We start from the raw sequence: 25,609 nt of genomic DNA on the forward strand, positions 1-25,609 counted from the left end.
GCGACACATGCTAACCATTCTACTTGCTGTTGGTATTCTAGTCGCCCTCGCTCTGGTTTTTGGAGCGGTACTAGGTTACGCAAATGTTCGCTTTAAAGTGGACGGCGATCCAATTGTTGATCAAATAGACGCGATTCTCCCACAGACTCAATGTGGCCAGTGTGGTCATCCTGGGTGCCGCCCTTATGCGGAAGCAATCTCGAACGGAGAAGCGATTAATAAATGCCCGCCAGGTGGACAAGCAACCGTCCAAGCTCTGGCTGACTTACTCGATGTCGAAGCCCTTCCTTTAGACGGTGATGTCGAAGAGTCTCCAGCAAAGCGCGTTGCTGTGATTCGTGAAGATGAATGTATCGGCTGCACTAAGTGTATTCAAGCGTGCCCTGTTGATGCCATCTTGGGGGCAGCGAAACAAATGCACACCGTTATTGCTGATGAATGTACTGGTTGCGACCTATGTGTTGAACCTTGTCCTGTTGATTGCATTGATATGGTCGAAGTTGGTGTGAATACAAAAACTTGGTCATGGGAAAAACCTGAAGGTGTTGCAGCACAGTCTGTCAATATTATTGCTACTGATCGTCGTTTGGAGGCTCAAGCTTAATGCAAGCGCCCGCTGTATATTCTTTTCACGGTGGTATTCACCCACCTGAAAATAAAACTCAATCTTTACAATTACCATTGGGACGCCCAAGCCTTCCAACCGAACTTGTTTTACCGTTAGGCCAGCATATTGGGCAACCTTCACGTCCGCTGGTAAAAGTGGGTGAGACCGTTCAAAAAGGACAGTCTGTTGCGATTAACAACGGTTTTTTGAGCAGCTTTTTGCATGCCCCGACGTCAGGAACGGTTACAAACATTGAATTGCGACCAATCGCTCACCCATCAGGCTTAGAGGATCTGTGCCTCATTATTCAACCTGATGGGAACGACACTTGGACTGAACTATCCCCTCTTACAGATTGGGAAACTATCAGTAAAACAGACGTATTGGCTTACTTATCAGAAATGGGCATCGTCGGAATGGGCGGCGCTGGTTTTCCGACTCAAGTAAAGTTGCAAGGGGCACACAAACACCCGCTGTCTCACTTTATAATCAATGCGGCTGAGTGTGAGCCTTATATTACCGCCGACGACATGCTGATTCGCGAGCGTACATTAGAGCTCATATTAGGCATTGAAATACTTCAACATTTAGTTGAAGCCGAGCAGGTTGTTATCGGGATTGAAGACAATAAACCGACCGCCATTGCTGCCTTAAAGCAGGTTATACGAGAACGAAACAGTACCATTCAAGTTGCCGTTGTGCCGACTAAGTACCCTTCTGGCGGTGAAAAGCAACTTATAAAATTGCTAACAAATAAAGAAGTGCCAAGTGGTCGACACCCTGCGGATATCGGCGTACTTTGTCAGAATGTGGGCACCTGTACCGCGATTTACGATGCTATTTATCATGGTAAGCCCTTGATAACACGTTACACAACGTTGACGGGGGATGCATTTGAAGCACCACAGAACGTTGAAGTGCTTCTCGGAACACCTGTTTCTCATTTACTCGAATACGCAGGCACAATTGATAAAAAGCTAAATCGCTTAGTGATGGGCGGTCCTATGATGGGCTTCACGCTAAATGCAGATACAGTGCCAGTCGTAAAAACAACCAACTGTATCCTTGCGGCCTCTAAAAAAGAGCTTCCTGAACCCGCTCCTGAACAACCCTGCATACGTTGTGGTATGTGTGAGCAGGCCTGCCCAGCCAGCTTATTGCCACAACAACTATTGTGGTTCTCTAAAAGCCAAGAGCACGAAAAAGCAGAACATTACAACCTATTCGACTGCATTGAATGTGGTGCGTGTTCTTACGTCTGCCCTAGTAGCATTCCTTTAGTTCAATACTACCGCCATACTAAAGCCGAAATCAGAGAAGCGAAGGAAGCTGCGGTTAAGTCAGATATCGCGAAGCAACGTTTTGAAGCTCGTAAAGCAAGACAAGAAGCGGAGGCCGCTGAGAAGGAGGCCAAGCGTTTAGCGAGACAAAAAGCGACGCCAGCTAAAGCGAATGACGCAAAAGTGAAAAAACCTGCGCCGACTGCTGCTCCTGCAATGAGTGACGACTCGAAAAAAGCAAAAGTGGATCTAGCCATTGCTAAGGGCAAACTGAAGAAGCTTGAAAAATCATTACTTGAAGCGCAAGAGAAAGAACACACCGAAGACATTAATACGATTCAACTTCAAGTAGATGCACTCAAAAAAGACATAACAGAACTGGAAGCTAAAGTAGCCAGCGCGCCTGCACCAAAAGCGGCTGTAAAACCGGTGCTGAGCGACGAAGCGAAAAAAGCCAAAGTAGACGTAGCTTTGATTGGCACCAAGCTGAAGAAAATACAAAAGCAGCTCGCCGACGACCCAGACAATACAGAACTGAAAGAAAAAGCAGCCAACTTTGAAAAAGACTTGAAAGCGGCGCAAGAAAAACTGGCGACATTAGCGAACTCAAGTAACCAAGCGACAGCTCCAGTAAACGACGATCTAAAAAAAGCGAAAGTCGATGTCGCCTTACTTGGAACCAAAGTTAAAAAAGTTCAAAAACAATTAACGGAAGACCCAAATAATTCGGAACTTCAAAACAAGCTTGAAGGGTTTGAAAAAGAGTTAAGTGTCGCTCAAGCTAAGTTAGCAAAACTGACGCAAGCACAGTCTAATAACAGTACATCCAGTAGTGGCACATCATCAACAAAGCCCGCGATGAGTGATGAACTGAAAAAGGCAAAAATCGACGTCGCTTTGGCTAGCACCAAGCTAAAGAAAATCGAAAAACAACGTCAGGACGATCCAGACAATAACGAACTAAAAGACAAGTTCGAAGGGTTCCAAAAAACGCTGTCTGAGGCCGAAGCTCGACTAAAGCAACTGTCTGACTCTGCTCCTACCTCTGGTGCTGAGAAAAACGCAGCTTCAACGAGTCAAGTCGATCAAGACGCGTTAAAAAAACTAAAAATTGATACTGCGATCGCAAAAGCGGCTGCCAAGAAAGCGGATAAAGCGCTTCAAAAAGCCATTGAAATTAACGCAGACAATATTGATAGTCTTAAGCAGCAGGTTGCCGATGCGCAATCTAGAGTAAACGAGCTTGAATCGTCTCTTAAAGGCGGTCAACCAAGTCAAGATAGCTCGAAGACTGCAAGTGTAGATTCTCAATCGAAACCCTCAACGGCAGCGATTTCAGACGACGAGAAGAAACGCAAAATTGATTTAGCCATTGCAAAAGCAGCAGTCAACAAAGCTAAAAAAGGCATAGCAGTGCTTCAGGATCAGGGCAAATCAGAAGACGATATTATCGCATCGGGTTTACCGACGAAGCTTAAAGAAGCCGAACAAAAACTTGCTGAGCTAGAGACAATAAATCAATCGAATGTGCCAACTAAAGACACACTGACTAAAGAACCGTTGGACAAAACGGCATCAGGCAAGGCTGTTGAGCCGCTTTCGAATGACCTTGATAAAGAAACGCTAAAAAAGCACAAAGTAGCCGCAGCACTTGCTAAAGCACAGGTCAACAAGCTCACTAGACGATTAGACCTTGAACCTGAAAATGCAGAGCAAATACAACAAGAGCTAACGCTGGCAAAACAGAAACAACTGGAAGCGGATTCAACATTAGAAGCGCTGACTAATAAGCAAGAGAATAGATAAATGGCATTATTGAGGGTTACCTCTCCACACACTCAACGCGCAGGCCAAAGAACGGCTTGGGTTATGCAGATGGTTATTCTAGCGACTATTCCAGGTCTCGCTGTTCAAACGTGGCTGTTTGGATTTGGTACGCTTATTAATCTGGTTATTGCCTGCGCTACCGCCATTGTTTTTGAAGCCGCGCTGCTTAAAGTTCGTCAGCGTTCAGTCGCTTTTTTCTTAAAAGATTACAGTGCGCTACTGACTGCGGTTTTACTCGCTTTAGCATTGCCCCCTACTGCGCCTTGGTGGCTAACAGTAACAGGCGTCGGTGTGGCGATTGTGCTAGCGAAACAAGTCTACGGTGGGCTTGGCAACAACCCCTTCAACCCAGCCATGGTTGGCTACGCTATATTGCTGGTTTCCTTTCCGGTGCCTATGACTCAGTGGATTGGCGCGCAACACCTTATCGAAGCGGGAACAACACCAAGCTTCAGCCAAAGTTTACAAGCCATCTTTAGTCACCTTCCAACCGTTGACAGTTATACCATGGCAACCCCATTAGATGCCTTTAAACACGCGGAAGGCGCTGACCGAGCAGATGCATTTGCCTCTGTACTTGGTCTACAAAGCGCAAGCCTAACAAACTGGATCAGTGTGAACTTAGCCTATTTACTAGGCGGCTTATTTCTACTCAAGTTACGCATCATTACGTGGCACACTCCCGTGGCTCTGCTTGCTGCCTTAGCGGTCATTGCATCACTGTTTTTCTTAATCGACCCAAGTCATGCCGCGACACCTTGGTTCCACCTAACGTCAGGCGCAGCGATGTTTGGAGCCTTCTTTATCGCAACCGACCCAGTAAGCTCATGCACTAGTAATAAAGGAAAACTGGTATACGGCGCTGGAATAGGAATACTCATTTACATCATTCGTACTTGGGGTGGTTACCCCGACGGCGTTGCATTTGCTGTACTCTTGATGAACTTTGCGGCCCCCTTAATTGACTACTACACACAACCGCGGGCTTATGGTCATAAAAAGGCTAAAAAAGGCTTAAAATATGGGGATGACAACTAATGGAATTGATTGCTTCTATCAAACGCAACGCGATTGGCCTAGGCATCTTCGCTGTCTTAACCGCAGGCTTGATTGCAACGACACATCAAGTGACTGAGTCAACGATTCAAGCCAACATTATTCAGGCTCAGATCGATGCATTTAATGAAATATTGCCAAAGTCGCGCTATGACAATGATCTACCTAATAGCGCGATTGAACTCGCTGCAGACCCATTGCTTGGAAGCCCAGACCCAATTAAAGCGTTCGTCGCCAAGAAGGATGGAGAAGTCACCGCTATTATCTTCGAAACCGTCGCGCCGGGGGGGTATAACGGTAACTTAGACCTTTTGGTTTCGATAGACCGAAACGGCGTCGTTACTGGATCTCGCGTCATTAGCCACAAGGAAACACCCGGACTTGGCGATAAAGTGGACTTAAAGAAATCCAGTTGGATCTTGTCTTTTGCAGAGAAATCCCTTGCAAACCCAACACTTGAAAACTGGCGCGTAAAGAAAGACGGCGGCCAGTTCGATCAATTTACTGGTGCCACAATTACACCAAGAGCTGTCGTAAGAGCTGTAAAGAATACACTTATCTACTTTGATAAAAACAAAGCTGAGCTATTGTCTCATTAACCAACCTCTCATGAACCATCAACGAGTTTCGTTAGAGAGTAGCCAAGTCAGGAATCAAAATGAGTGAAGAAACATTACCGTTAGAAAGTACGGACACAAATACCGCTGAAACACCAGTAAAGGACGGTCCGAATTACGCCGAAATCATCTACAACGGCATTTGGAAAAATAACCCTGCATTGGTACAGCTTTTAGGTCTGTGCCCACTATTGGCGGTTACCAGTACAGTCGTCAATGCAATTGGCCTTGGCCTTGCCACTATGGTGGTTTTAGTCGGTTCAAACATTGCGGTGTCACTGATTAGAAATTATGTTGCTGACGCCGTGCGCCTGCCAGCTTTTGTCATGATAATTGCTTCATTTACAACGTGTATCGAACTGATCATGCAAGCCTACACGTACGAACTGTACCAAATTCTAGGGATCTTCATTCCTCTGATTGTGACTAACTGTGCAATCCTCGGTCGAGCAGACGCTTTCGCTAGCCGTAACTCCGTCTTACCTTCTGCACTTGACGGTGTCATGATGGGGTTAGGATTCATGATTATCTTATCTGTCCTTGGCGGCATGCGAGAACTGATTGGTCAAGGCACCTTGTTCAGCGACATGCAGCTACTCTTTGGAGAAAGCGCCGCAAGCTGGAAGCTGACGGTATTCCCTAATTACCCCGATGTCTTATTTGCAATATTACCACCGGGTGCTTTTATTGGATTAGGGTTACTTATAGCCGTAAAAAACCACTTTGATGAACGTGAAAAAGAACGTGAGCGTATTCGCACAGCGGGTCAAAAAACCGAGTCCCGCCGAGTTCGAGTAACAGGATAAGTAAGGCTTCTAACGCAATGAACAAAGAAAAGCGACACGAAATATTTACACGCTTACGAGCAGAGAACCCGAACCCCGTTACGGAACTAGAATACAACTCCCCTTTCGAGTTACTGATTGCCGTGCTGTTCTCTGCGCAAGCAACAGATGTCAGTGTGAATAAAGCGACACGTAAGCTCTTCCCCGTCGCAAATACACCAGAAACCATGCTCGTTTTAGGTGTAGACGGCTTGAAGAGTTACATAAAGACCATCGGACTGTTTAACGCGAAGGCCGAAAACGCAATTAAGACGTGCCAAATGCTGATCGAACAACACAACAGTGAAGTACCTCAAACTCGCGAGGAGCTAGAGGCCTTACCTGGTGTTGGTAGAAAAACGGCCAATGTGGTTCTAAACACAGCATTTCGTCAAATCGCTATGGCCGTCGACACTCATATATTTCGAGTGTCTAATAGAACTAAAATTGCCCCTGGTAAAAACGTGCTTGAAGTCGAACAAAAACTGCTTAGATTTTTGCCAAAGGAGTTCCTTCTCGATGCACACCATTGGCTAATTCTTCATGGCCGCTACATATGCACCGCCCGTAAACCGAAATGCGATGCGTGCATTATTGAAGACTTATGCGAGTTCAAAGAAAAAACATCGAGCTAATAAGCATTCTCACTTAAGCACTATGACTAACAGCGCTACTTACGCTTTATCTTAGCGACTATGTAACAAAACTCTCCATTACACTCGCCCCTGAATTCAAGTTCGAAGTGCGACAAATATACACATTTTGATCGCATCTTTGATTTTAAAGAAACTCAGCATATTATAAGATGATTCATATCATTCTATTTTTTACGTCAGGAAGACGTCAATCTAGGTTGATAAATCGGCACATCTTCGGAGTATATATGACTGGGATGAATCTAAATTACCGACAAAGAGTGTGGTCTCTCACCCTTATTATGGTGATTAGTCTAATTATTTTTCTGGGTATTGGGCTAAACTTAATAAAAGCAACGCTTGTAGACAGTAGCAAGCGTGAAATCCAATCCGTTCTGGCGTTCGCCGTTCACAACGCAAATGTTTTTGTCGAAAAAGCAGAACGAGGAGACATGCCGAGACAAGAGGCTGAAATACAAGTCGTTAAGCTTCTTTCTAACATGCAACATGAACACGCTTATGTATGGGCAAATGATTCCGACGCGATTGCTCGTGTCCATATAAGACCAGAAAAAATTGGTGTTTTTCAAAGCTCATATTTAAGACACATCACCGCCCTATCAGACGAAGACATTATTTTTAGAGAGGCGACAAACCTAAAGCCGTTTTCTAATAAAAAGATATTTAAAATTAATGGCATAACCAGACTTCCCGATTGGAACTGGGTCATAGGCTACGGCGTGTATTTGGACGACATTAACACGTTACTGTGGAAATACATGAAAACGTACACACTAACGGTATTTCTTATCTGCACTCTAATTTGGGCTGGCTGCTTTTACTTATTACAAAATAAAAAGCAATAACCCTTTTTTATCGATGATCGCAAAAACAAGCTTAGGGGGATTACTCTTCGCTTGAACGACTAGGTTACATGATTAACTATTTATTCGGCTGCTTTCTATGACAATAAATGCACATACGTTTATATCGTTACTGAATCTCAATAATCGAGTTTACTTTTCGTCGTATGCTGCACTATTTATTTTTAGCTCACTTATTTTTTTTCCAGTACTTCTGCATCTTATTATCATCCTATACCATTCTTCTTATCTGAAAGACTACGGCTTAGAAAACCTAACCACAGCGACTCAAGTACAATTTCAAATCAAGCAAAGCCTTACTATCCAAGCTGATGATGAAAACACACTGTGTAGTAAGGAGGATTTCAAACGTCTTAGGGAATTTATCGATAAATATCATTACATTGGAGACGTTGGCCGTATCCAAGATGGAAAAATGCTGTGTAGTGTTAAACAAGGCATACTTGAGCGCCCTTTAGAGCTGCCATCACCCGATATTATCAGTAAAGAAGGCACTCTCTTTTGGAACAATCAAAATAAAAAAGACATCAATGACAATACCTCTCCGTTCTTTGGTAGAGGCAATACCGTCGCATTTATTTCCTCTTTGTATATGAAGGATTTTGAGCTTTATAGCCACACCTCAACATCGCATTTTGGTGGAATTCTGTACTCATCAAATGAGAATTTCGTTTACAAAGTCTTCGGTGATATCAGCTTAAACACCATCAATCATGCGAAAGACCTCCCCGACTCGATATTAAACTACCTTCCAATTCCAAATCGCTTTATTAAACGAACATTCTGCGATGGCATTACCGATACCTGTATATTAGTTATAAATCGTAAATTGGGGCTTTATCGCTTGGGATACCCAGCCCTTATTTCGCTTGCGATTCTAAACCTATTAATCGGCGCTTTGATTGTTGTGCTTTATGGGCATTATCGATCAGGTCCAAAACTCTTTATCAGACAACTAAAACAAGCCATTAAAAAAGACAAGATAACACCAGAGTATCAACCAAAACTTCAGCTTTTTGATAAGAAAATCATAGGGGTAGAAGCACTTGCTAGATGGCATGATCCGCGCCTCGGGCAAGTACCACCAGACCTATTTATCACGTCCGCAGAAGAGCTCGGTCTCATCAACGAACTATCACGAAAGTTTATCTTGAAAGTATTAGGTGAACTGCATGATCAATTAGAAAACGATTCAAGCTTTTCCGTAAGCATTAACCTCTCTTCTGAGATACTGACTGAGCCAAATTTTCATTTGTTTCTTCGTGATGCCCTAGAGCCTTACAACATCAACGTAAATCAGATCATTCTAGAAATAACAGAAAGAACATCATCAAATAACAAATCCATGTCCGAATCGTCAAAACACCTGTCAGAAGAAGGCTACCTAATTTCTCTGGACGACTTTGGTACCGGGTTCTCCAACTTAGAATGGCTTTCTACACTCGAACCTTATGAATTAAAGGTCGACAAAATGTTTACTCAATCGATCGAGGCGAACACAATCCAGAACTACTCTTTGCTCGGAATACTAAAAATGATTGAGTATTTAGATGTGGTCGTCGTTTTTGAAGGGATAGAAACAGAAGAGCAGTATCAACTTTTTCGGGAAAAAGCGCCGACAGCAATCGGGCAAGGTTGGTATTTTTACAGATCGATGCCCATTGAAAAACTATTAGCGATATTAGAGAAGTCTCACTCTGAAAAAATGAAAGCCGCTTAAGGAAGACTGTGAAAGGCTCGCGGAGTCTATGTCACACGAGCTTTCAGTTTTCATTGCGCGTTCTTAAGCTTTTTTTAGAGCTTTCTTAAGCTTAGCAATTTTTGATTTTTGCTTTGCGACTTTCTCTTTGCGAGCTTTAATTTCTTTTTTCAGTGACTTAGCTTCTTTAGATACAGATTTAACGTCTTTCTTAGCCATGTTTGGACTCCTTATTATTTTTTGTCATGTCGCAATTCAGTAACGACGAAACCATCGTAGGAGAAAAGTCCTCCTTTTAAAACAGCTGAAACATAATTGTCATCAAAAGTTCATAAAAAAGACCTTAAAATGAAATTTTATATCTGAATTAATCGTACGTATCGTTAAAGTTCACCATACGTTCACCTCCTTCAGCCGATAACAAAGTATTAAGACGCCTTCTTTGTCAAACTGTACTTACGTTCAGGGCGACCAACACTTCCATAGCTAACTTCTGCCATCAACTCACCGTAACTCACCAAATATTCAAGGTACCTTCTCGCTGTCGTTCGGCTTGCATTAATCAGTTTACCGACTTCTTCTGCATTTAATGGCTCTGCGGCCTCTCGCACAACCTCAGCGACTTTGTTTAGAGTCAACGCGTCAATACCTTTTGGCAGTTGTTGAGCAGCATTCCCTGAAGTATTTCCTAAAAGCTGGTCAACGTCGTTTTGAGCAAACGTTTGCAATGCATTTAGCTTCTCCAGATGCGTCATATAGTTATTCAATGCATCGCGTAGCCGTTCAAAGACTAGCGGCTTAAGAATGTAATCAAAGATACCGCCATGCAGCGCAGCGCGAAGTGTTTCCGTTTCTCGGGCTGCAGTAATCAGAATAATGTCTGTCGATTGATCTTCAGCTCGAATATCACGTAATAAATCCAACCCATTACCATCAGGAAACTGAACATCCAGCAGCAGTAAATCCGGTTTTAATATCGAAATAAGATCCCTTGCTTCAGCCAATCCGTGTGCAATGCCCACTAGTTCAACGCCATTTATGCGTTCTAAAAATCGTTTTTGTATTTCCGCAATTCTGACGTCATCTTCGACAATCACTACACTAATAACAGAACTCAAGACACCACTCCTATCATTGTTTTATTTTCTTTTGAGGGGGTTATTTTGGGGATATAAACAGTAAATCGGCTACCGCCAGTATCTGCAGGCTCGATAGTAACCGTCGCACTGATTCTTTGCAGTAAGGTGTGCACTAGATGCAGACCAATGCCATGACCAGGTTCATTTTTAGAAGACACACCACGGGTGAAAATGCGCTCTTGCAGTTCTGTTGGAATACCTGCTCCTTGATCTTCGATTTCAAAAATTAAGTCGTTACCGAAGTCCGTCATTGTCAATGTAACCTCACCTCCTCGTCCCGAATGCTCAAGGGTGGCTTCAAAGGCGTTATCAAGTAAGTTACCTAAGATACTGACTAGTTGCTCACGAGCAATATGATCGGGAATATCCGTCATATGACTTTCTGAATCTATCGTCAACATTAGCCCTAGTTCTCTGGCGCGGTTAAATTTACCCAACAAACAGCCCGCTAAGATGGGATCTGGCACCGCTTCCACCAGCAGATGCATTAACGCTTGATGATTTTCAGTCTCCTGACCGATAAGTGCCAATGCGTCCTTCGTTGCACCTATCTGGATCAAGCCGGCAATAGTATGCAATTTATTCGAGTATTCGTGAGTTTGACTTCGTAAACTGTCCGCGTATTGCTTTATTCGCGTTAATTTTCGACTCACCATATCCAGTTCATTTTTAGGCCTGAAACTGGAAACAACACCAATGATTTTTTCGCCTTCCTTCACTGGCAATCGGTTAGCAATCAAGCATAAATCACCAAGCCAGAACTCGCGATCAAACTGCGGCTGTCCGTCTTCAAGTACTTCAAAAAGTTGGCTATCTGGCAGGATTTTATTGATGGGCTGCCCCATTAATGAGGCCTTATCAGGCAAATTTAGAGTGTTTACAGCAGCACGGTTAAACGTTGTGACTTCACCATCAGCGTTAATCGCAATAATACCTTCACGGACGGACTCAAGGGTTGCATTGCGTTCTTCAAATAAACTGCCGATTTGCTCTGGCTCTAAGCCAAAAATCGCTTTTTTGAAATGATTGGCAAACCAGATCGCGATCAGGACACTGAGAACAAAGGCACCTAATATGACAACAATAAGTGTTGTTCGATAACTAATCAGAATGGTTTCTAAGGAAGTAAGAGCGAAGCCAACAGACACAATACCAATAACGCTCTCGCCATCTACTGAAAAAATGGGGGCTTTGCCTCGAATCGATGGCCCGAGACTTCCTACTGCGACTTGCGTATAAGACTTGCCTTCAAGTAAGGCAATTTCGTTATGGTCCCCTTCATCGTCATGCATGGGTTTGCCGAGTCGCTCAACATTCGGGTGAGAAAGGCGAACGCCAACTTTATCACCAATCACGACAAATCGAGCATGAGAGGCATCAGCAAGTAGCAAGCTCAACGGTTGTAGCACTTCGCTATTACGATTCGCGACCGCTTCAACCACCTCTGGCACAATAGCAATGGTCTTTGCTACTTCTAGCGCGCGCGCTGCCATTTGATCTTCAAGTGCGTTATCAAGGTAATTCAATGCGAATACCCCCAAACCACCTGTTTGTATCAAAGCCATTACGCCCAGAACTAAGGTCATTCGTGTCTTTAACTTCAGTTCTCGCAGCTTTTTAAACTTAAACGCTCTCAATATACGACTCATAAATTCATTCTTTTTCTTTTTATCATATACAAGATCGTGCAAAAGCTCCTGTAAACAGAATGAACAAAATAGATTTTATGCCCCTAACACTCATTAAACACAAAATATTTTGTTCTTCCCGAGTTAGACCTATATTCGAAAACGTTACTAAGAAAACACGTAATAAACATGTAAAAACAATAAGAGGAATAATCATGTTACCTAAATTTCTAGCCAACAAACGCGCAAGCATCCTAGCAGCGGCTCTTACAGCGGGTCTAAGCGCAGGTATGACTCAAGCGGCAGTAGACGAAGTTCACTTTCTCATTCCTGGTGGCGCTGGCGGTGGTTGGGATGGAACCGCGCGCGGGGTGGGTGAAGCCCTCACTAAATCGGGCTTGATTGAAAGCGCGTCTTACGAAAACCTATCTGGCGGTGGTGGCGGTAAAGCCATTGCGAGCCTAATCGAGAAAGCAGATCAAAGTCACGACACCTTAATGGTGAACTCCACCCCTATCGTTATACGTTCTTTAACGAAAGTATTCCCTCAGTCTTTCCGTGACCTCACTCCCATCGCAGCAGTAATCGGCGACTATGGCGCATTCGTTGTTCCTACAAACTCCAAATACATGACGTTCCAAGACGTTGTGAATGATTACAAAGAAAACCCTCGTTCTGTCGCCATTGCAGGCGGTTCGGCGCGCGGTAGCATGGATCACTTAGTTGCTGCCATGGCATTTAAAGCGGCAGGTGGCGATGCACGTAAACTAAAATACGTTGCTTACGACGCGGGTGGTAAAGCAATGGCAGGTATCCTTTCTGGAGATGCACACGTTCTATCGACGGGCTTTAGTGAAGCCATTGCATTGGCGGAAGCCGGTGAAGTTCGTATTCTAGCGATCACAGGGGAGAATCGTTCGGCAACAGCTCCAGAAGTACCAACACTAAAAGAGTTGGGTTATAACGCGACATTCGTTAACTGGCGTGGCTTCTTTGCTGCACCAGGGTTGCCAGATGCGCAAGCAGATGAGTACGCTGACACATTAGCCAAAATGTATAAAACCGACGAATGGTCTGCAGTTCGTGACCGCAACGGTTGGACCGAAATTTTTCTTCCTCGCGAAAACTTCGTTTCCTTCCTAGAAGCGCAAGAAGTGGAAGTTGGCAACTTAATGCGTGAACTGGGTTTCCTTAGATAACAGCCCAACACTTACCTACATTCTATCTGAAGCTTCAAACGCCAGCTGAATTCGTTTGAAGCTTCACTCTATGTACTTCTTGTACGGTTGACACTCAAAGGTGAACCAAATGGTTATTACTAAAGATCATATTGGCGGACTGGTATTTTTGTGCCTTTCAGCTGCTTATGGTTTCTATACAGGTGATATTTCAATGTTACCTGGTGACGAATACGAACCTTTTAACGCGCAAACACTGCCTAACATACTTGCGATTATGGGGATCATTTTATCACTGGCTTTGATCGTGACAGCAAGCCGAAACGCCGAAGACCGTTTATCTCTAAAAGGTTACGACTTCCCCATTATCATTAAACTTTTGACTCTAGTCGTCCTGTTTAGTTTTGCTTTAGAGTGGGTTGGTTTTTTGATTTCTACTATTTTCTTCCTCGTAGGCGGATACTGGCTACTAGGAGAAAGACGACCGAAAACCTTAATCATTGCATCCGTCCCCTTTGCGGTCTTTATTTGGTTTGCCTTGTCTCAGTTGCTTGATATTTATCTCGCTCCAGGGCGTTTAATCACAATGCTGTTTGGAGGTTAAGGTTATGTTAGAAGGTATTTTTACAGGACTCGGCACCGCACTCATGCCGTTCAATATTTTAATGGTCGTGGTGGGGTGTTTTGCCGGTACGTTTATCGGGATGCTTCCTGGACTTGGCCCCATCTCAGCCGTTGCTCTGATGATCCCAATTACCTATGGCCTTGACCCTTCATCTGGCATCATATTAATGGCAGGAGTATACTATGGTGCGGTATTTGGCGGATCAACCTCTTCTATCTTGATCAATGCTCCCGGCTGTGCCAGCACCGTTGTGACCTCTTTTGACGGCTACCCCCTAGCGCAACAAGGTAACGCAGGCAAAGCGTTGGCTCTAGCTGCTTATTGCTCATTCACAGGCGGGACGATTGGCGCCGTTATTCTTCTCTTTGCTGCTCCAGCATTAGCAAAAGTATCGCTCAGTTTCCAATCAAGCGACTATTTCGCATTGATGGTATTAGGGCTTACCGCCGTTGCAGCTTTTTCGGGTAAAGGTCAGGTCATTAAGGCGATGATTATGACCGTATTTGGTCTAATGATCTCTACCGTCGGCATAGATACAATGACAGGCGCACCACGATTCACTTTTGGTAGCGTAGACCTACTAGACGGTGTGAGCTTCCTCTTATTAGCGATGGCCACCTTCGCGTTAACCGAGGTCGTCATGTCTGTGATGAAACGCCAACATCTTGAGGAAGACCCTGAGATTGACATGGCGGCATTGGGCAGCATGAAGCTAAGCAAAGAAGAGGTGAAAGAAGTTGCTCCGACGGTTGCACGATCCTCTGTCTTTGGCTTTATTATCGGCGTTCTTCCCGGTGCTGGCGCGACCATCGCCTCTTTCCTTGCATACGGTATGGAAAGAAACTTCGCTTCTGTGAAAGAAAAACTGAAGTTTGGCAAAGGCGCTCTTCGTGGTCTAGCGGCTCCGGAAACGGCTAACAATGCGGCGTCAACAGGCTCCTTTGTTCCTTTGCTCACCTTAGGTATTCCGGGATCTGGAACCACCGCTATCATGCTTGGAGCCTTAATTGCAGCGGGTGTACAGCCGGGGCCACGCTTATTTGTCGATAATCCAGATGTATTCTGGTCTGTTATCATCTCAATGTATTTCGGTAATCTGGTTCTTTTGATTCTGAACCTTCCCTTGATTCCGTATATTTCTCGGTTGCTTGCGATTCCGCGCCCAATTCTGATTCCGTTGATTTTGTTCTTCTCAGTAACTGGCGTCTATCTGGTCAGTTTTAACACCTTTGATATCCAAATGATGGTGTTTATCACGCTAGTAGCTATTTTCCTTAAGCTACTGGACTTCCCGATGGCCCCTATGCTGTTAGGGTACATTCTTGGAGGGATTTTGGAGCAGAATCTAAGCCGTTCATTAGTGATGTCCGACGGCAGTTTGTCTTTTATCTGGGAGCGCCCTTTGACACTGACGATAATGATTATCGCCGCCGTTTTATTCGTCATGCCTGTTATTACAAAGCTGCTTGAACGCAGAAAAAATAGTGGTATTAAAGCGACAGCTCATCATGGCGAAGGCGGCTAACAGCGGATAAAAAATAACGAAGCCCCTCTCTGGTGGAAAGATGCGCTCTTGAAGATGGAGCGCATTCTCACGACGCTGTTGGCTCAAAAAAAGGTATTAGCTCAAAAAAGGGTATTAGCTCAAAAAAGGGTATTGACTCAAAGAAGGTACTTGTTCAAATAAGTACCTTCGCCTTTTTAATGAAGGAAACAATCCTGTCTCTGATAAGACTGAAGCTCATAAAACTGATTCGAACCTTCCCTACAAAGTACGTTAAGTGAATACTTATCTATAATTAAATACTTAATAATTTATTTAACCATACGTTAGGTTCATGATCTTTATCTGTTTAAACCATTATCAGAGAAGACGCCATGAGTCATATATCTAAGTCTAGATTAACGCAGAAACAATTGGACGCACATTGGATGGCGTACACGGGAAATCGTCAATTCAAACAAGACCCACGCCTTATAGAATCCGCTGCGGGGCATTACTACACAGATACAGATGGTCGCAAAATTTTCGATGGTTTATCCGGTTTATGGACATGTGGTCTCGGACACAATGTACAACAAATCAACGAAGCGATAACAAAGCAGGTCAATACACTTGATTACTCACCTGCTTTTCAATTCGGTCATGAAAAGTCCTTTCTATTAGCCGAAAAGATTACCGAGTTTATGCCCCAAGAGCTAAATCGAATTTTCTTTACAGGCTCTGGTTCAGAATCTGTCGATACAGCATTAAAAGTTGCTCGAGCTTATTGGCGTAAAAAAGGCAAAGGCACGAAAACCAAATTCATAGGTCGCGCAAAAGGCTACCATGGCGCCGGCATTTCCGGCTTTAGTGTTGGCGGGATCCCAGCGAACCGTACTCTGTATGGTCAAGGTTTAGATTCTTACCACCTTCCACATACTCAAGCGCCAGGCTCTGAATTCTCCAAAGGCATGTCTTATATTGGTTCAGAACGAGCTGAGGCACTCCTTGATCTGATAACCATGCATGACGCCTCTAACATTGCAGCCGTAATCGTTGAGCCGATGTCAGGCTCTGCAGGGGTTATTGTCCCGCCAAAAGGTTATTTAGATCGACTCAGAGAAATCTGCGATCAACATGACATCCTGCTAATCTTTGACGAAGTAATTACCGCCTTTGGCCGTATGGGAGCTCGCACGGGGTCCGAGGCATTTGGCGTCACGCCCGATATCATCACTATGGCAAAACAGGTCACAAACGGAATCGTCCCAATGGGCGCCGTTGCCTTCAAGCAAGAAATTTACGATACCTTTATGGAAACGGGCGGCGCAGAGCATATGCTTGAGCTACCACACGGATACACTTACTCGGCGCACCCGCTTGCCTGCGCTGCTGGCCTGGCCTCTCTCAACCTGATCCAAACAGAGCAACTTGCCGAACGAGTCAAAGAAATGAGCGGCAATTGGGAGTATGCCGTTCACTCACTGCGCGATGCGGATCCAATGGTTACGGATATTAGAAACTATGGCTTCGCAGCAGGTATTACAATCGCGAGCCTAGACGGTGACGCTTCAAAACGGCCATTCCAGATCGCGATGTCTATGTGGGACAAAGGCTTCTATGTGCGCTACGGTGGCGACACTATTCAGCTCGCTCCTCCTTTTACAGTAGAGCAATCCGAGATAGACAGTCTAATCAATGCGCTCGCAGAAACATTCAAAGAAGTGAGTTAATCAATTCCTTAATATTTCACTAAAAAGGCCCTATTTAGGGCTTTTTTTGTTGAAGGAACAAAAGAATGGAGCGATAATCCACACAAAATACAGGTGAATTTTTGTAAGTTTTTTGCAGAGTTTAGTTTAGATATAGGCACTCATTGTGAACATGAAAAGCGCTTCTTATGTACGATGCTTCTGGGCAGGGAAAATGTTTCTAACAAATGGCCATACAACCAATGTCCATTGCACTCATATATCCTCAACACAAGTCGAAATAGAATCTCCGATTGCATTAGAAGGTAGTCGCAAGGTCAAACTTGAATTAAATGCAATGCATGAAGGTAAGCTGGCTCAGCTTAAAGCGATTTGCGACCCCATATCCGTCGTTTTAAACGAACACGACCTACATTACATTAAACTGTCGTTTCACAACATCAATCAGAAAGATCAAGGCTTTATAGAAGATTTTGTGCAAGCCCACCAATAAACCTTCTTAGATCAAATAAACCTGTCATTAGACAACCGTTAAATAGAAAAGGCCCAGATGATTCTGGGCCTTTTCTATTCTAATACTAAGACAGCAATACAAGTGGCGCTATATTCGCAGCCAGCAACCGCTATGCCATAGGCACACTCTTTTACGCGGTCATTGTCTCTTCGTATAATTTTAGCAGTCGTTCATCATCCACTTCCATACATACTTGCGTAGAAGGGATACCCTCCCAATGAGGCTCTGGGTATGACAAGCCTTCAGGTGCAAAAATAGTTTGCCCTAATGCGATGCCTTCACAAGCGACTCGAATCGGTCCACGTTCCAAGGTAAAGAGGCTTGGGTCTAACAAGTATGCAATGGTCGACGCGTCATGAAAATAGCACCCATCAATAGGGAAACGGTCACTGTAAAACTTAATATAGTGTTGGGCGCAATCATAAAGAAAACCACCTTGCTCTGGCTGCTTCTCTTTAATTCTCTCTAAAATAGTATTCCCAATAACTACCTGATGCGTTACATCCAAACCGATCATAGTCACCTGCCAAGAGGCCGTAAATACTTTATCAGCCGCATGAGGATCGTTAATAACATTTGCTTCCGCTACAGGGGATACATTCCCAAACTCATGAGCGGTTCCACCCATTAACACAACCTCATCTACAAGGTTTGCAATTTCAGGGTCTAGCTCAAGTGCTTTTGCTAAGTTTCCAAGTGGTGCCAATGCAACGATGGTCACTTCGCCTGGATACTTTCTGACTTGTTCAACAATGAATTCCGCAGCGGATAATGTCACTGCCTTGCCTTTTGGAGCAGGCCAATCGATATTACCGAAGCCATCAGTACCGTGAACAAAATCAGGATGTGGTCGCGGCTCTATCACACTCGGTACGCTAACCCCTTCAGCAACAGGCACATCAACGCCCGCTATTTCCGTCAACCTTAATGCATTATCCGTCGCTAGAGAAACAGGCACATTACCGAATACCGTAGTAAGACCGAGAACCTCAAGTTCTTTTGCCTGAAACGCGAAGAAGATCGCCATAGCATCATCAACACCAGGATCTGTATCTATGATTATTTTACGAGTCATGATCGACTTCCTTACAATTAATTATTGCTGATGTGACATAAAGGTTGTCACTTCTTCTAATTCTGGAATCGCAGCGAGTGCGCCTATGCGAGTCACGCATATTGCTGATGCCGCGCATCCCTGTTTAATCGCATCTTCTATTGACTGACCATTAAATAACGCCGCCATAGAAAAACCAATAAACGTATCTCCTGCCGCCGTTGTGTCTATAGCATCCACAGAAAATGCAGGTACATAAAGGTCAACACCCTTATCAAAATAACGCACGCCGTCACTTCCAAGCGTCATTAAGACCGCTAGATCAGGGTAATGCTTGGGCATCGCCTCAACGGCCTCTTCGATAGAGCTTACCGCTACTAAATCCATTGCTTCGACTTCGTTTACAATGAGTAAATCAATGCTACTAAGAAGCGGCTTGGTCATCTCAACATTCATAGGGGCAGGATTGTAGGCGACTTTTAGCGATTTACTTTTCGCCTGACGTGCTACGTAATCTACGAGGTTTGTCTCGTTCTGTAGTAGCACCCAATCCCCCTCAGATGTTTTTTTCAAGACCTCGTCAACTTGAGCTTCGGTTAAACAATGATTTGCACCAGGGTATAAAATAATCGAGTTCTCAGCACTCTTATTAATCTGAATAATAGCGTGACCAGTAGGCATATCCAATTGCGCTACAAGTGCGGTATCTACGCCTATTTCTTGCAATTGCCTTAGCACTTGTTTATCGACCGTATGCACCGCTCCAACATGCTTTACATCAGCGCCCGCTTTAGCGAGAGCTGCAGATTGATTTGCCCCTTTACCGCCCAATAAGCACTGGTAGCTTTCCGAGGCCATTGTTTCCCCAGGCCTAACGAAATGATCAACTTGATAAACATGATCAAGGTTAATTGAGCCGAAATTGTAGATTGTCATTTCATTGTTCCTATACCACTATCATCATACCAACCAGATGCAATGCACTTGCTATCAGGATAGACATGTTGTTATTTATCACAAATAGTTCGCTATAAAAGCATGTTTTTCGCGATTAGAAAACCCAAAAACAATCCAATCGGTCAAATTAAATAAATGTTTGTTCAATATAAACAAAAAACGCCCTGCGAATAGCAGAGCGTTTTTGAAAATCTCAACAGTTAGCATAAAACTAACTGGTTAAAAATCACTTATTTATCGTCGCGATCAAGGAAGGTACGACCTTTCTGTGCTGCGATACGCATGCGAAGCGCGTTCAACTTGATAAAACCAGCCGCATCTTTTTGATCATATGCGCCTGCATCGTCTTCAAATGTCGCAACAGCGCTGTCGAATAAGCTGTAAGGAGACTTACGACCAACAACCTCAATGTTACCTTTGTACAATTTAAGACGAACTGTACCCGATACAAACTCTTGAGATGCGTCGATAAGAGCTTGAAGCATACGACGCTCTTCTGACCACCAGAAGCCATTGTAAATGACTTTCGCGTAACGAGGCATTAGTTCATCTTTAAGGTGCATCGCTTCACGGTCAAGTGTGATTGACTCCATCGCACGGTGCGCGCGAAGCATGATTGTGCCTCCAGGCGTCTCGTAACAACCACGTGCTTTCATACCTACAAAACGGTTTTCTACGATGTCGATACGACCAATACCGTTTTCTCCACCGATTTTGTTTAGTGTTTCAAGGATAGTCGCAGGTGACATCTGCTCGCCATTAATAGCAACAGGGTTACCTTGGTCGTAATCAATTTCAATATAAGTGGGTGTATCTGGCGCTTGCTCAGGAGACACAGACCAACGCCACATGTCTTCTTCAGACTCAACCCAAGGATCTTCAAGCTGATCGCCTTCAAACGAAATATGCAGAAGGTTAGCATCCATTGAGTAAGGCGATTTTTTCTTCTTAGTAGAGAAATCAACCGGAATATCATGATCTTCACAGTACTGCATCAATGTCTCGCGGGAAGTCAAATCCCACTCACGCCAAGGAGCAACTACTTTTACGCCAGGTTTAAGGGCATAGGCACCCAACTCAAAACGAACCTGATCATTGCCTTTACCGGTTGCTCCGTGTGCAATTGCGTCGGCACCGGTTTCGTTTGCAATTTCAATCAAACGCTTCGCGATCAATGGACGGGCAATTGATGTACCCAATAGGTATTCACCTTCATAGATCGTATTGGCGCGGAACATAGGGAATACGAAATCACGAACAAATTCTTCGCGTAAATCTTCGATGTAGATTTCGTTAACGCCTAACGCTTGAGCTTTCGCGCGAGCAGGCTCTACTTCTTCTCCCTGACCTAGGTCAGCAGTAAAGGTGACTACTTCACACTGATACTCTTCTTGAAGCCACTTCACAATTACGGAAGTGTCCAGGCCGCCAGAATAGGCTAGCACTACCTTCTTCACGTCAGACATTCTCTATATTCTCCTCAGATGAGATTGCGCTCGACATCAAAAAATGACGTCGGATAAGATTAAAATTAAAGGGGCCTGTAGTTTAATTCTTAGCGGAAGCATTCGCAAGCAAAGTGATTCAATATAACCTTAAAAAGCGGGCAACTTTCTTCCCGATTCTGTGGTTATGTCCATGCGATTGAAATCAAACGCATGCCCCTACAAAAGCGCTAAAATTTACCTTTTAGTCATCAGTCGTCAGCCAAAAACTCATCTACTGCGCCTAGAGCTTGGGTGCCATATATGATCGAAGGGCCACCTCCCATCATAACCGCGACATTAATGGTTTCTAATAACTCTTCACGACTTGCCCCTGCTCTTAGTGCAGCTTTAACATGAGACGCAATACAACCATCACATCGAGCGGCGATACCAATGCTCACCGCCATCATTTCTTTTATTTTTGGTGATAAAGCACCGTCTTGCATGGCCGCCTTATGCATCGTCATAAAGCCATTTAGAATATCTGGCGACGCAGCTCGGTACTGACGAGCCAACGCATTTTGTTCTTGATTAATGTCTTTATAACTCTTCATAAAATTGTCCCCATTAACATTAGAAAAAACTAATATAAATGAGAAACGAAAGACAAGAATTGACCCAAGACATAGAAGCAACACATAAATCAGTACAAAACACGTTTCATCGTTATGCCAGCCCATTAGTCTTCAATTATTGAACATGCCCGCCCACAAACCGATTAAGCTCAGCGATTGAACGTATTACATACAGAGATTTATTGACTGATGCCTTTTCTATTCTTTGCATAAAGCGATCATTCCAAAACATGGGGCACAACTTTAGAACTTTGTAGCTTTCCAATGTTCCTTTCACTACCGAAACCCCTTCAGGCCAGCCTTCTGGCTTCTGAAATAAACCTTTCAAGAAACGCTTAGTCACAAACCAATACGTGATGGGATACGGCAAGTCTATGTAAATCAGAGTGTCTGCTGCTTCAAGGCGTTTGTTAAATGACTCTTGCGAATTAAGAGGGCCGAAGCCTTCAATGATCCAAGTGTCGGTGGTGAGAATGTGATTATGAGTGTCTTCATAACACTCTCTGTCTACTTCTTTTCCATTTTGCTGATATAAAATGGAATCCAAAGCATGCAGTTCAATACCGGTCGCCTCAGCTAGCTGTTTGCTTAATGTAGACTTTCCACTGCCTGGTTTACCGAATACGGCTACTTTTTTCATGCTATCTCCTTCTTCTAAAGCAAAGCGCAAGAAGCAGAAATAGAAACCCCGCCTCTTGGGCGGGGTTTCTAAAATTAAGTGCACATTAAAAATCCCACCATTCCTATGGAATGATGATAATTCGTGCATCTTGTTGGATAACTTTTATACTCATCTGTCGATGATGTGACATACATCACCTTGTGTCAACGAGCCGCTAAATTCAAAACTAAAGATCGGGGCCACCAGCTAACTCATTAACCGAATCAAATTCGCTTTCAGATTGCGAAGTGCCTTCTCGTGTTAACACATCTATTAACCTATTCAGATCGTTTAACGCATTCCCGCCACTCTCAACGTCATTCACACTCACTGCGACATAGCACCGACGAGAATGTGAGTTCGAAAAATCAACGGCTTCTACACGAACAATATCGCAAACTAAAGTCTCGACGCTTACAGTCCGTGTCTTAGAAATATCAACGGATAAACTCGCTGAACATTTTGAAAACAGTCTAATTTCATCAATATACTGAACCTCATAACGAATACCAGATGCACTAATATTAACAACGCTCGCATTTAAGGTATGGCCATCGGAAAAACTGACCTCGAGCGTATGAGAAGGTAAATTAGATATGCGCCCGTTACGCCGTTGCTCAGCGCCGTACCAAGAACGCCTAATAGCATCTTCAAGCTTTTCAATCGTAAATGGCTTAACTAGATACTCGGTTACTCCCTGCTCAATTGCGTTGCACACAAACTCCTTACTATCCTCTGGGGTCATCATGATGAAAGGAATATGCTTAAGCTTTGGGTGTGAACGCATAAAGGAAAGTAGCTCAAAGCCATCTAAACGTGGCATATCCACATCGGATATCACAATATCAACCGTTTGCTTTTGCAAAATAAGTTTTGCAATCAAACCGTTTACAGCCGATATGACGCGCAGACTTCCCAATTGATCATTGATTGTACTCTTTACAATAGAACGAAAAGATTGATTATCATCAACGACTAAAAAGCTAACATTCTTCACAGTTTCACCCTTTAGAGAGAAAAGCATTGACCAGCAAACGCACCGTTAAGATTAATCATCAATGCACTTGCCACATACTTTCACCTAGGAATTCCTTTAGAGTTTCCCTAAATCACAATATTTAGCATACCAACAAAAAATGCCATAGCAAGGGAGTTGCCATAGCATGTTTATATGATGACCTTGACACATAGACAAGATCGCGATGCAAAGATAGTCAACACAATTGATTTGCTAAAGACAGCTAAGCGCTCACTTAGCTCACTCGATTAAAAGCTCTCTCTGGTAGATTGTAAGACCTGCTTAAACTGCGTCAGATCCATTTCTCCTTGACGAAGGTTAACTAAACCCCCATCGGGCGAAAAGAACAGCACTGTAGGAGGCCCAAAGGCACCGTATTTCGTTAGAAACGCTTGTTGAGCGGTCGTATTGTCGGTGAGGTCAAGCTGCAAAAATGAAACCTTCTCGGAGTAAATTTGTAGCTCAGGATTACTAAATACGCTCTTCTCCATCTCTATGCATGCAGTACACCAGTCTGCATACAAATCGACAACCACCACTTTGTTTTGCTGCATTCCCTGCTGCATCGCCTCTTCAAGCGCATCAACATCTCGCATACGATCAAATAAAGGCGTTACGTTTTCCATCACCATGGCATTCGAAACTGAAGCAACGTACCCCAACGGTTTCTCTAAACTGGGCTTGCCTGCTAAACCAGATGTTAACAAGGCCGTTCCATATATCAGTAACATCAACGCAATTCCCTGTCGGGTTTTACCCCAACCATTTTCTCCAGATTGAAATGGAGAAAGGTGAACAGCGTAGACGATACAAAGCCCCGCCCATAGATACACATTGACCGTGTCAGGCAAAATACGAGAGAGCAAGGCCACAGCCACACCTAATAGAATGACACCAAACGCAGCCTTTACTTGCATCATCCACATACCTGCTTTAGGAAGGTATTTTCCACCACCTAAGCCAACAAGTAATAAAGGCACGCCCATCCCTAAGCTCATTACGAACAATACACTACCGCCCAATACGGCATCACCCGTCGTACTAATATAGATCAATGCCCCCGCTAAAGGGGCAGACACACAGGGTGAAACAATCAATGCCGAGATAGCCCCCATAATGCCAACACCTAGGTACGGCCCACCAACACTTTTCTGACTCAATTTGTCTAACCTATCACGCACAAAAACCGGCAATTGCAGCTCATAAAAGCCAAACATGGACAAAGATAAAAGAACGAACAACAAGCTAAAACCAATCAATACACTGGGGGTTTGAAATAAAGCCTGAAGATTCAACTGTGCACCAAACAGCCCCACCAGCACGCCCGCCATGCTGTAGGAAAAAGACATTCCCAGTACATACGACAGAGATAAGAAAAACCCTTTTTTGGCCGTAATATTCCCAGCCTGACCAGCAATAATACCTGCCAAAATAGGGATCATTGGCAGCACGCAAGGGGTAAAAGTAAGCCCTAACCCCAACACAAAAAAGGTAAGTAAGACCCAGACACTTCCACCGTTTAATAGCAACTTCACGAGACGCCCTTCTTCGCCTTCATTTGAAGCCGTAGCCATCGTCTGCGCAGGACTATCACTAGGCTTGACGATAGAGGTAGAAGTTGCGGAAGTAGACATGGAGTCAAGCGTCCGCGTAGGTTCGTCAGTATTATCATTGATCGCACTAATCGCGTAAAAAGAGACTTGTTTCGTTTGTGGGGGATAACATAGCCCCGCCGCGGCGCAACCTTGATAAGACACCGTCAAATCAACCTGCTTCGCAGTTTCAACATCCATTGAAATGGCCATTTGATTATGAAAAACACGCACCAGACCGAAATTAGGATCGTCCTTTTGCTCTGATTTCGTTAAGAAATGAAACGGAATAGACACCGACTTATCGTCACTTTGCCATACACTCACACGAGACTCATACAAGTAATAGCCATCAGCAATATTCCAATGAATCTCTCTTTTAGCGTCATCAACGTGTAGTTGAAACGCCTTTGTAGGAGGTAGGAAATCACTGCCAGAAAATGCAGGAACTGCTAAAAACATCACCAAAAAAGACACAGCCAAACGTTTGATTTGACCAACTAAAACTAATGAAAACATCACTAACTATTCCTTAATGCGCGTTGAGTCACACACTA

Annotated in this window: 23 protein-coding genes; 13 read left to right on the forward strand and 10 right to left on the reverse strand. The window is 44.0% G+C overall.

Features of this window, described 5'->3' with window-relative positions:
• Positions 1-7: 7 nt before the first annotated feature.
• The 8 genes from rsxB to MARME_RS14645 all read left to right on the forward strand — a co-directional run bounded on the left by rsxB (position 8) and on the right by MARME_RS14645 (position 9,450).
• Entirely contained in the window at positions 8-604 is a 597-nt protein-coding gene (rsxB, locus tag MARME_RS14610; RefSeq protein WP_013662038.1) for an electron transport complex subunit RsxB, read from the forward strand.
• Positions 604-3,693, forward strand: a complete 3,090-nt coding sequence (gene rsxC / locus MARME_RS14615; RefSeq protein WP_013662039.1) for an electron transport complex subunit RsxC — start codon at positions 604-606, stop codon at positions 3,691-3,693. Before rsxB ends, rsxC begins: the two co-directional genes overlap by 1 nt.
• Positions 3,694-4,752 carry an electron transport complex subunit RsxD gene (gene rsxD / locus MARME_RS14620; protein WP_013662040.1) on the forward strand — a complete coding sequence of 353 codons (1,059 nt, stop codon included), beginning with the start codon at positions 3,694-3,696 and terminating at the stop codon, positions 4,750-4,752. It abuts the gene before it with no gap.
• On the forward strand, positions 4,752-5,369 hold the full coding sequence (rsxG, locus tag MARME_RS14625; protein WP_013662041.1) for an electron transport complex subunit RsxG: 618 nt from the start codon (positions 4,752-4,754) through the stop codon (positions 5,367-5,369). Before rsxD ends, rsxG begins: the two co-directional genes overlap by 1 nt.
• Positions 5,370-5,428: 59 nt before the next feature.
• On the forward strand, positions 5,429-6,193 hold the full coding sequence (locus tag MARME_RS14630) for an electron transport complex subunit E (RefSeq protein ID WP_013662042.1): 765 nt from the start codon (positions 5,429-5,431) through the stop codon (positions 6,191-6,193).
• Between the two features lie 17 nt (positions 6,194-6,210).
• Positions 6,211-6,846 carry an endonuclease III gene (nth, locus tag MARME_RS14635; protein ID WP_013662043.1) on the forward strand — a complete coding sequence of 212 codons (636 nt, stop codon included), beginning with the start codon at positions 6,211-6,213 and terminating at the stop codon, positions 6,844-6,846.
• A 248-nt stretch (positions 6,847-7,094) separates the two neighbouring features.
• A complete protein-coding gene (locus MARME_RS14640) occupies positions 7,095-7,712 on the forward strand; it encodes a cache domain-containing protein (protein ID WP_013662044.1) in 618 nt (205 codons plus the stop codon).
• A 97-nt stretch (positions 7,713-7,809) separates the two neighbouring features.
• The gene (locus tag MARME_RS14645) at positions 7,810-9,450 is read left to right on the forward strand and encodes an EAL domain-containing protein (protein WP_013662045.1); all 1,641 of its coding nucleotides are present in this window, start codon (positions 7,810-7,812) and stop codon (positions 9,448-9,450) included.
• 63 nt (positions 9,451-9,513) lie between these two features.
• On the opposite strand, the gene MARME_RS22715 is transcribed toward MARME_RS14645, so the two are convergent.
• From MARME_RS22715 to MARME_RS14655, 3 genes are all read right to left on the reverse strand, one after another.
• Positions 9,514-9,648, reverse strand: coding sequence for a hypothetical protein (locus tag MARME_RS22715; protein WP_013662046.1), 135 nt, complete (start codon positions 9,646-9,648; stop codon positions 9,514-9,516).
• A 209-nt stretch (positions 9,649-9,857) separates the two neighbouring features.
• Entirely contained in the window at positions 9,858-10,547 is a 690-nt protein-coding gene (locus MARME_RS14650) for a response regulator (RefSeq protein ID WP_013662047.1), read from the reverse strand.
• A complete protein-coding gene (locus tag MARME_RS14655) occupies positions 10,544-12,217 on the reverse strand; it encodes an ATP-binding protein (RefSeq protein WP_049787784.1) in 1,674 nt (557 codons plus the stop codon). Before MARME_RS14655 ends, MARME_RS14650 begins: the two co-directional genes overlap by 4 nt.
• 194 nt (positions 12,218-12,411) lie before the next feature.
• On the opposite strand from MARME_RS14655, the gene MARME_RS14660 reads away from it, so the two are divergent.
• The 5 genes from MARME_RS14660 to MARME_RS14685 all read left to right on the forward strand — a co-directional run bounded on the left by MARME_RS14660 (position 12,412) and on the right by MARME_RS14685 (position 17,687).
• A complete protein-coding gene (locus MARME_RS14660) occupies positions 12,412-13,395 on the forward strand; it encodes a tripartite tricarboxylate transporter substrate binding protein (protein ID WP_013662049.1) in 984 nt (327 codons plus the stop codon).
• Between the two features lie 109 nt (positions 13,396-13,504).
• Positions 13,505-13,978 carry a tripartite tricarboxylate transporter TctB family protein gene (locus MARME_RS14665; RefSeq protein WP_013662050.1) on the forward strand — a complete coding sequence of 158 codons (474 nt, stop codon included), beginning with the start codon at positions 13,505-13,507 and terminating at the stop codon, positions 13,976-13,978.
• Positions 13,979-13,982: 4 nt separating this feature from the next.
• Positions 13,983-15,524, forward strand: a complete 1,542-nt coding sequence (locus MARME_RS14670) for a tripartite tricarboxylate transporter permease (RefSeq protein WP_013662051.1) — start codon at positions 13,983-13,985, stop codon at positions 15,522-15,524.
• 353 nt (positions 15,525-15,877) lie between these two features.
• Positions 15,878-17,215, forward strand: a complete 1,338-nt coding sequence (locus MARME_RS14680) for an aspartate aminotransferase family protein (protein WP_013662052.1) — start codon at positions 15,878-15,880, stop codon at positions 17,213-17,215.
• Between the two features lie 193 nt (positions 17,216-17,408).
• Positions 17,409-17,687, forward strand: coding sequence for a hypothetical protein (locus MARME_RS14685; RefSeq protein WP_223294983.1), 279 nt, complete (start codon positions 17,409-17,411; stop codon positions 17,685-17,687).
• Between the two features lie 151 nt (positions 17,688-17,838).
• Here the strand turns inward: MARME_RS14685 and MARME_RS14690 are convergent, their stop codons facing one another.
• From MARME_RS14690 to dsbD, 7 genes are all read right to left on the reverse strand, one after another.
• Positions 17,839-18,783, reverse strand: coding sequence for a nucleoside hydrolase (locus MARME_RS14690; RefSeq protein ID WP_013662054.1), 945 nt, complete (start codon positions 18,781-18,783; stop codon positions 17,839-17,841).
• 21 nt (positions 18,784-18,804) lie between these two features.
• On the reverse strand, positions 18,805-19,698 hold the full coding sequence (locus tag MARME_RS14695; RefSeq protein WP_013662055.1) for a ribokinase: 894 nt from the start codon (positions 19,696-19,698) through the stop codon (positions 18,805-18,807).
• A 251-nt stretch (positions 19,699-19,949) separates the two neighbouring features.
• A complete protein-coding gene (locus MARME_RS14700; protein WP_013662056.1) occupies positions 19,950-21,185 on the reverse strand; it encodes an argininosuccinate synthase in 1,236 nt (411 codons plus the stop codon).
• Between the two features lie 230 nt (positions 21,186-21,415).
• A complete protein-coding gene (locus tag MARME_RS14705) occupies positions 21,416-21,760 on the reverse strand; it encodes a carboxymuconolactone decarboxylase family protein (protein ID WP_013662057.1) in 345 nt (114 codons plus the stop codon).
• A 136-nt stretch (positions 21,761-21,896) separates the two neighbouring features.
• A complete protein-coding gene (locus MARME_RS14710) occupies positions 21,897-22,421 on the reverse strand; it encodes a P-loop NTPase family protein (RefSeq protein WP_013662058.1) in 525 nt (174 codons plus the stop codon).
• 208 nt (positions 22,422-22,629) lie between these two features.
• Positions 22,630-23,439: a response regulator gene (locus MARME_RS14715; RefSeq protein ID WP_148231037.1), complete on the reverse strand. Its 810-nt coding sequence runs from the start codon at positions 23,437-23,439 to the stop codon at positions 22,630-22,632.
• A 269-nt stretch (positions 23,440-23,708) separates the two neighbouring features.
• Positions 23,709-25,571, reverse strand: a complete 1,863-nt coding sequence (gene dsbD, locus MARME_RS14720) for a protein-disulfide reductase DsbD (RefSeq protein ID WP_013662060.1) — start codon at positions 25,569-25,571, stop codon at positions 23,709-23,711.
• Positions 25,572-25,609 lie beyond the last annotated feature (38 nt).

Source organism: Marinomonas mediterranea MMB-1, assembly GCF_000192865.1.
Lineage (GTDB): Bacteria > Pseudomonadota > Gammaproteobacteria > Pseudomonadales > Marinomonadaceae > Marinomonas > Marinomonas mediterranea.

Coding starts and splice junctions, on each gene's coding strand:
- rsxB (WP_013662038.1), top strand. CDS start 8: ATGCTAACCATTCTACTTGCTGTTGGTATTCTAGTCGCCCTCGCTCTG.
- rsxC (WP_013662039.1), top strand. CDS start 604: ATGCAAGCGCCCGCTGTATATTCTTTTCACGGTGGTATTCACCCACCT.
- rsxD (WP_013662040.1), top strand. CDS start 3,694: ATGGCATTATTGAGGGTTACCTCTCCACACACTCAACGCGCAGGCCAA.
- rsxG (WP_013662041.1), top strand. CDS start 4,752: ATGGAATTGATTGCTTCTATCAAACGCAACGCGATTGGCCTAGGCATC.
- MARME_RS14630 (WP_013662042.1), top strand. CDS start 5,429: ATGAGTGAAGAAACATTACCGTTAGAAAGTACGGACACAAATACCGCT.
- nth (WP_013662043.1), top strand. CDS start 6,211: ATGAACAAAGAAAAGCGACACGAAATATTTACACGCTTACGAGCAGAG.
- MARME_RS14640 (WP_013662044.1), top strand. CDS start 7,095: ATGACTGGGATGAATCTAAATTACCGACAAAGAGTGTGGTCTCTCACC.
- MARME_RS14645 (WP_013662045.1), top strand. CDS start 7,810: ATGACAATAAATGCACATACGTTTATATCGTTACTGAATCTCAATAAT.
- MARME_RS22715 (WP_013662046.1), bottom strand. CDS start 9,648: ATGGCTAAGAAAGACGTTAAATCTGTATCTAAAGAAGCTAAGTCACTG.
- MARME_RS14655 (WP_049787784.1), bottom strand. CDS start 12,217: ATGAGTCGTATATTGAGAGCGTTTAAGTTTAAAAAGCTGCGAGAACTG.
- MARME_RS14660 (WP_013662049.1), top strand. CDS start 12,412: ATGTTACCTAAATTTCTAGCCAACAAACGCGCAAGCATCCTAGCAGCG.
- MARME_RS14665 (WP_013662050.1), top strand. CDS start 13,505: ATGGTTATTACTAAAGATCATATTGGCGGACTGGTATTTTTGTGCCTT.
- MARME_RS14670 (WP_013662051.1), top strand. CDS start 13,983: ATGTTAGAAGGTATTTTTACAGGACTCGGCACCGCACTCATGCCGTTC.
- MARME_RS14680 (WP_013662052.1), top strand. CDS start 15,878: ATGAGTCATATATCTAAGTCTAGATTAACGCAGAAACAATTGGACGCA.
- MARME_RS14685 (WP_223294983.1), top strand. CDS start 17,409: ATGTTTCTAACAAATGGCCATACAACCAATGTCCATTGCACTCATATA.
- MARME_RS14690 (WP_013662054.1), bottom strand. CDS start 18,783: ATGACTCGTAAAATAATCATAGATACAGATCCTGGTGTTGATGATGCT.
- MARME_RS14695 (WP_013662055.1), bottom strand. CDS start 19,698: ATGACAATCTACAATTTCGGCTCAATTAACCTTGATCATGTTTATCAA.
- MARME_RS14700 (WP_013662056.1), bottom strand. CDS start 21,185: ATGTCTGACGTGAAGAAGGTAGTGCTAGCCTATTCTGGCGGCCTGGAC.
- MARME_RS14705 (WP_013662057.1), bottom strand. CDS start 21,760: ATGAAGAGTTATAAAGACATTAATCAAGAACAAAATGCGTTGGCTCGT.
- MARME_RS14710 (WP_013662058.1), bottom strand. CDS start 22,421: ATGAAAAAAGTAGCCGTATTCGGTAAACCAGGCAGTGGAAAGTCTACA.
- dsbD (WP_013662060.1), bottom strand. CDS start 25,571: ATGTTTTCATTAGTTTTAGTTGGTCAAATCAAACGTTTGGCTGTGTCT.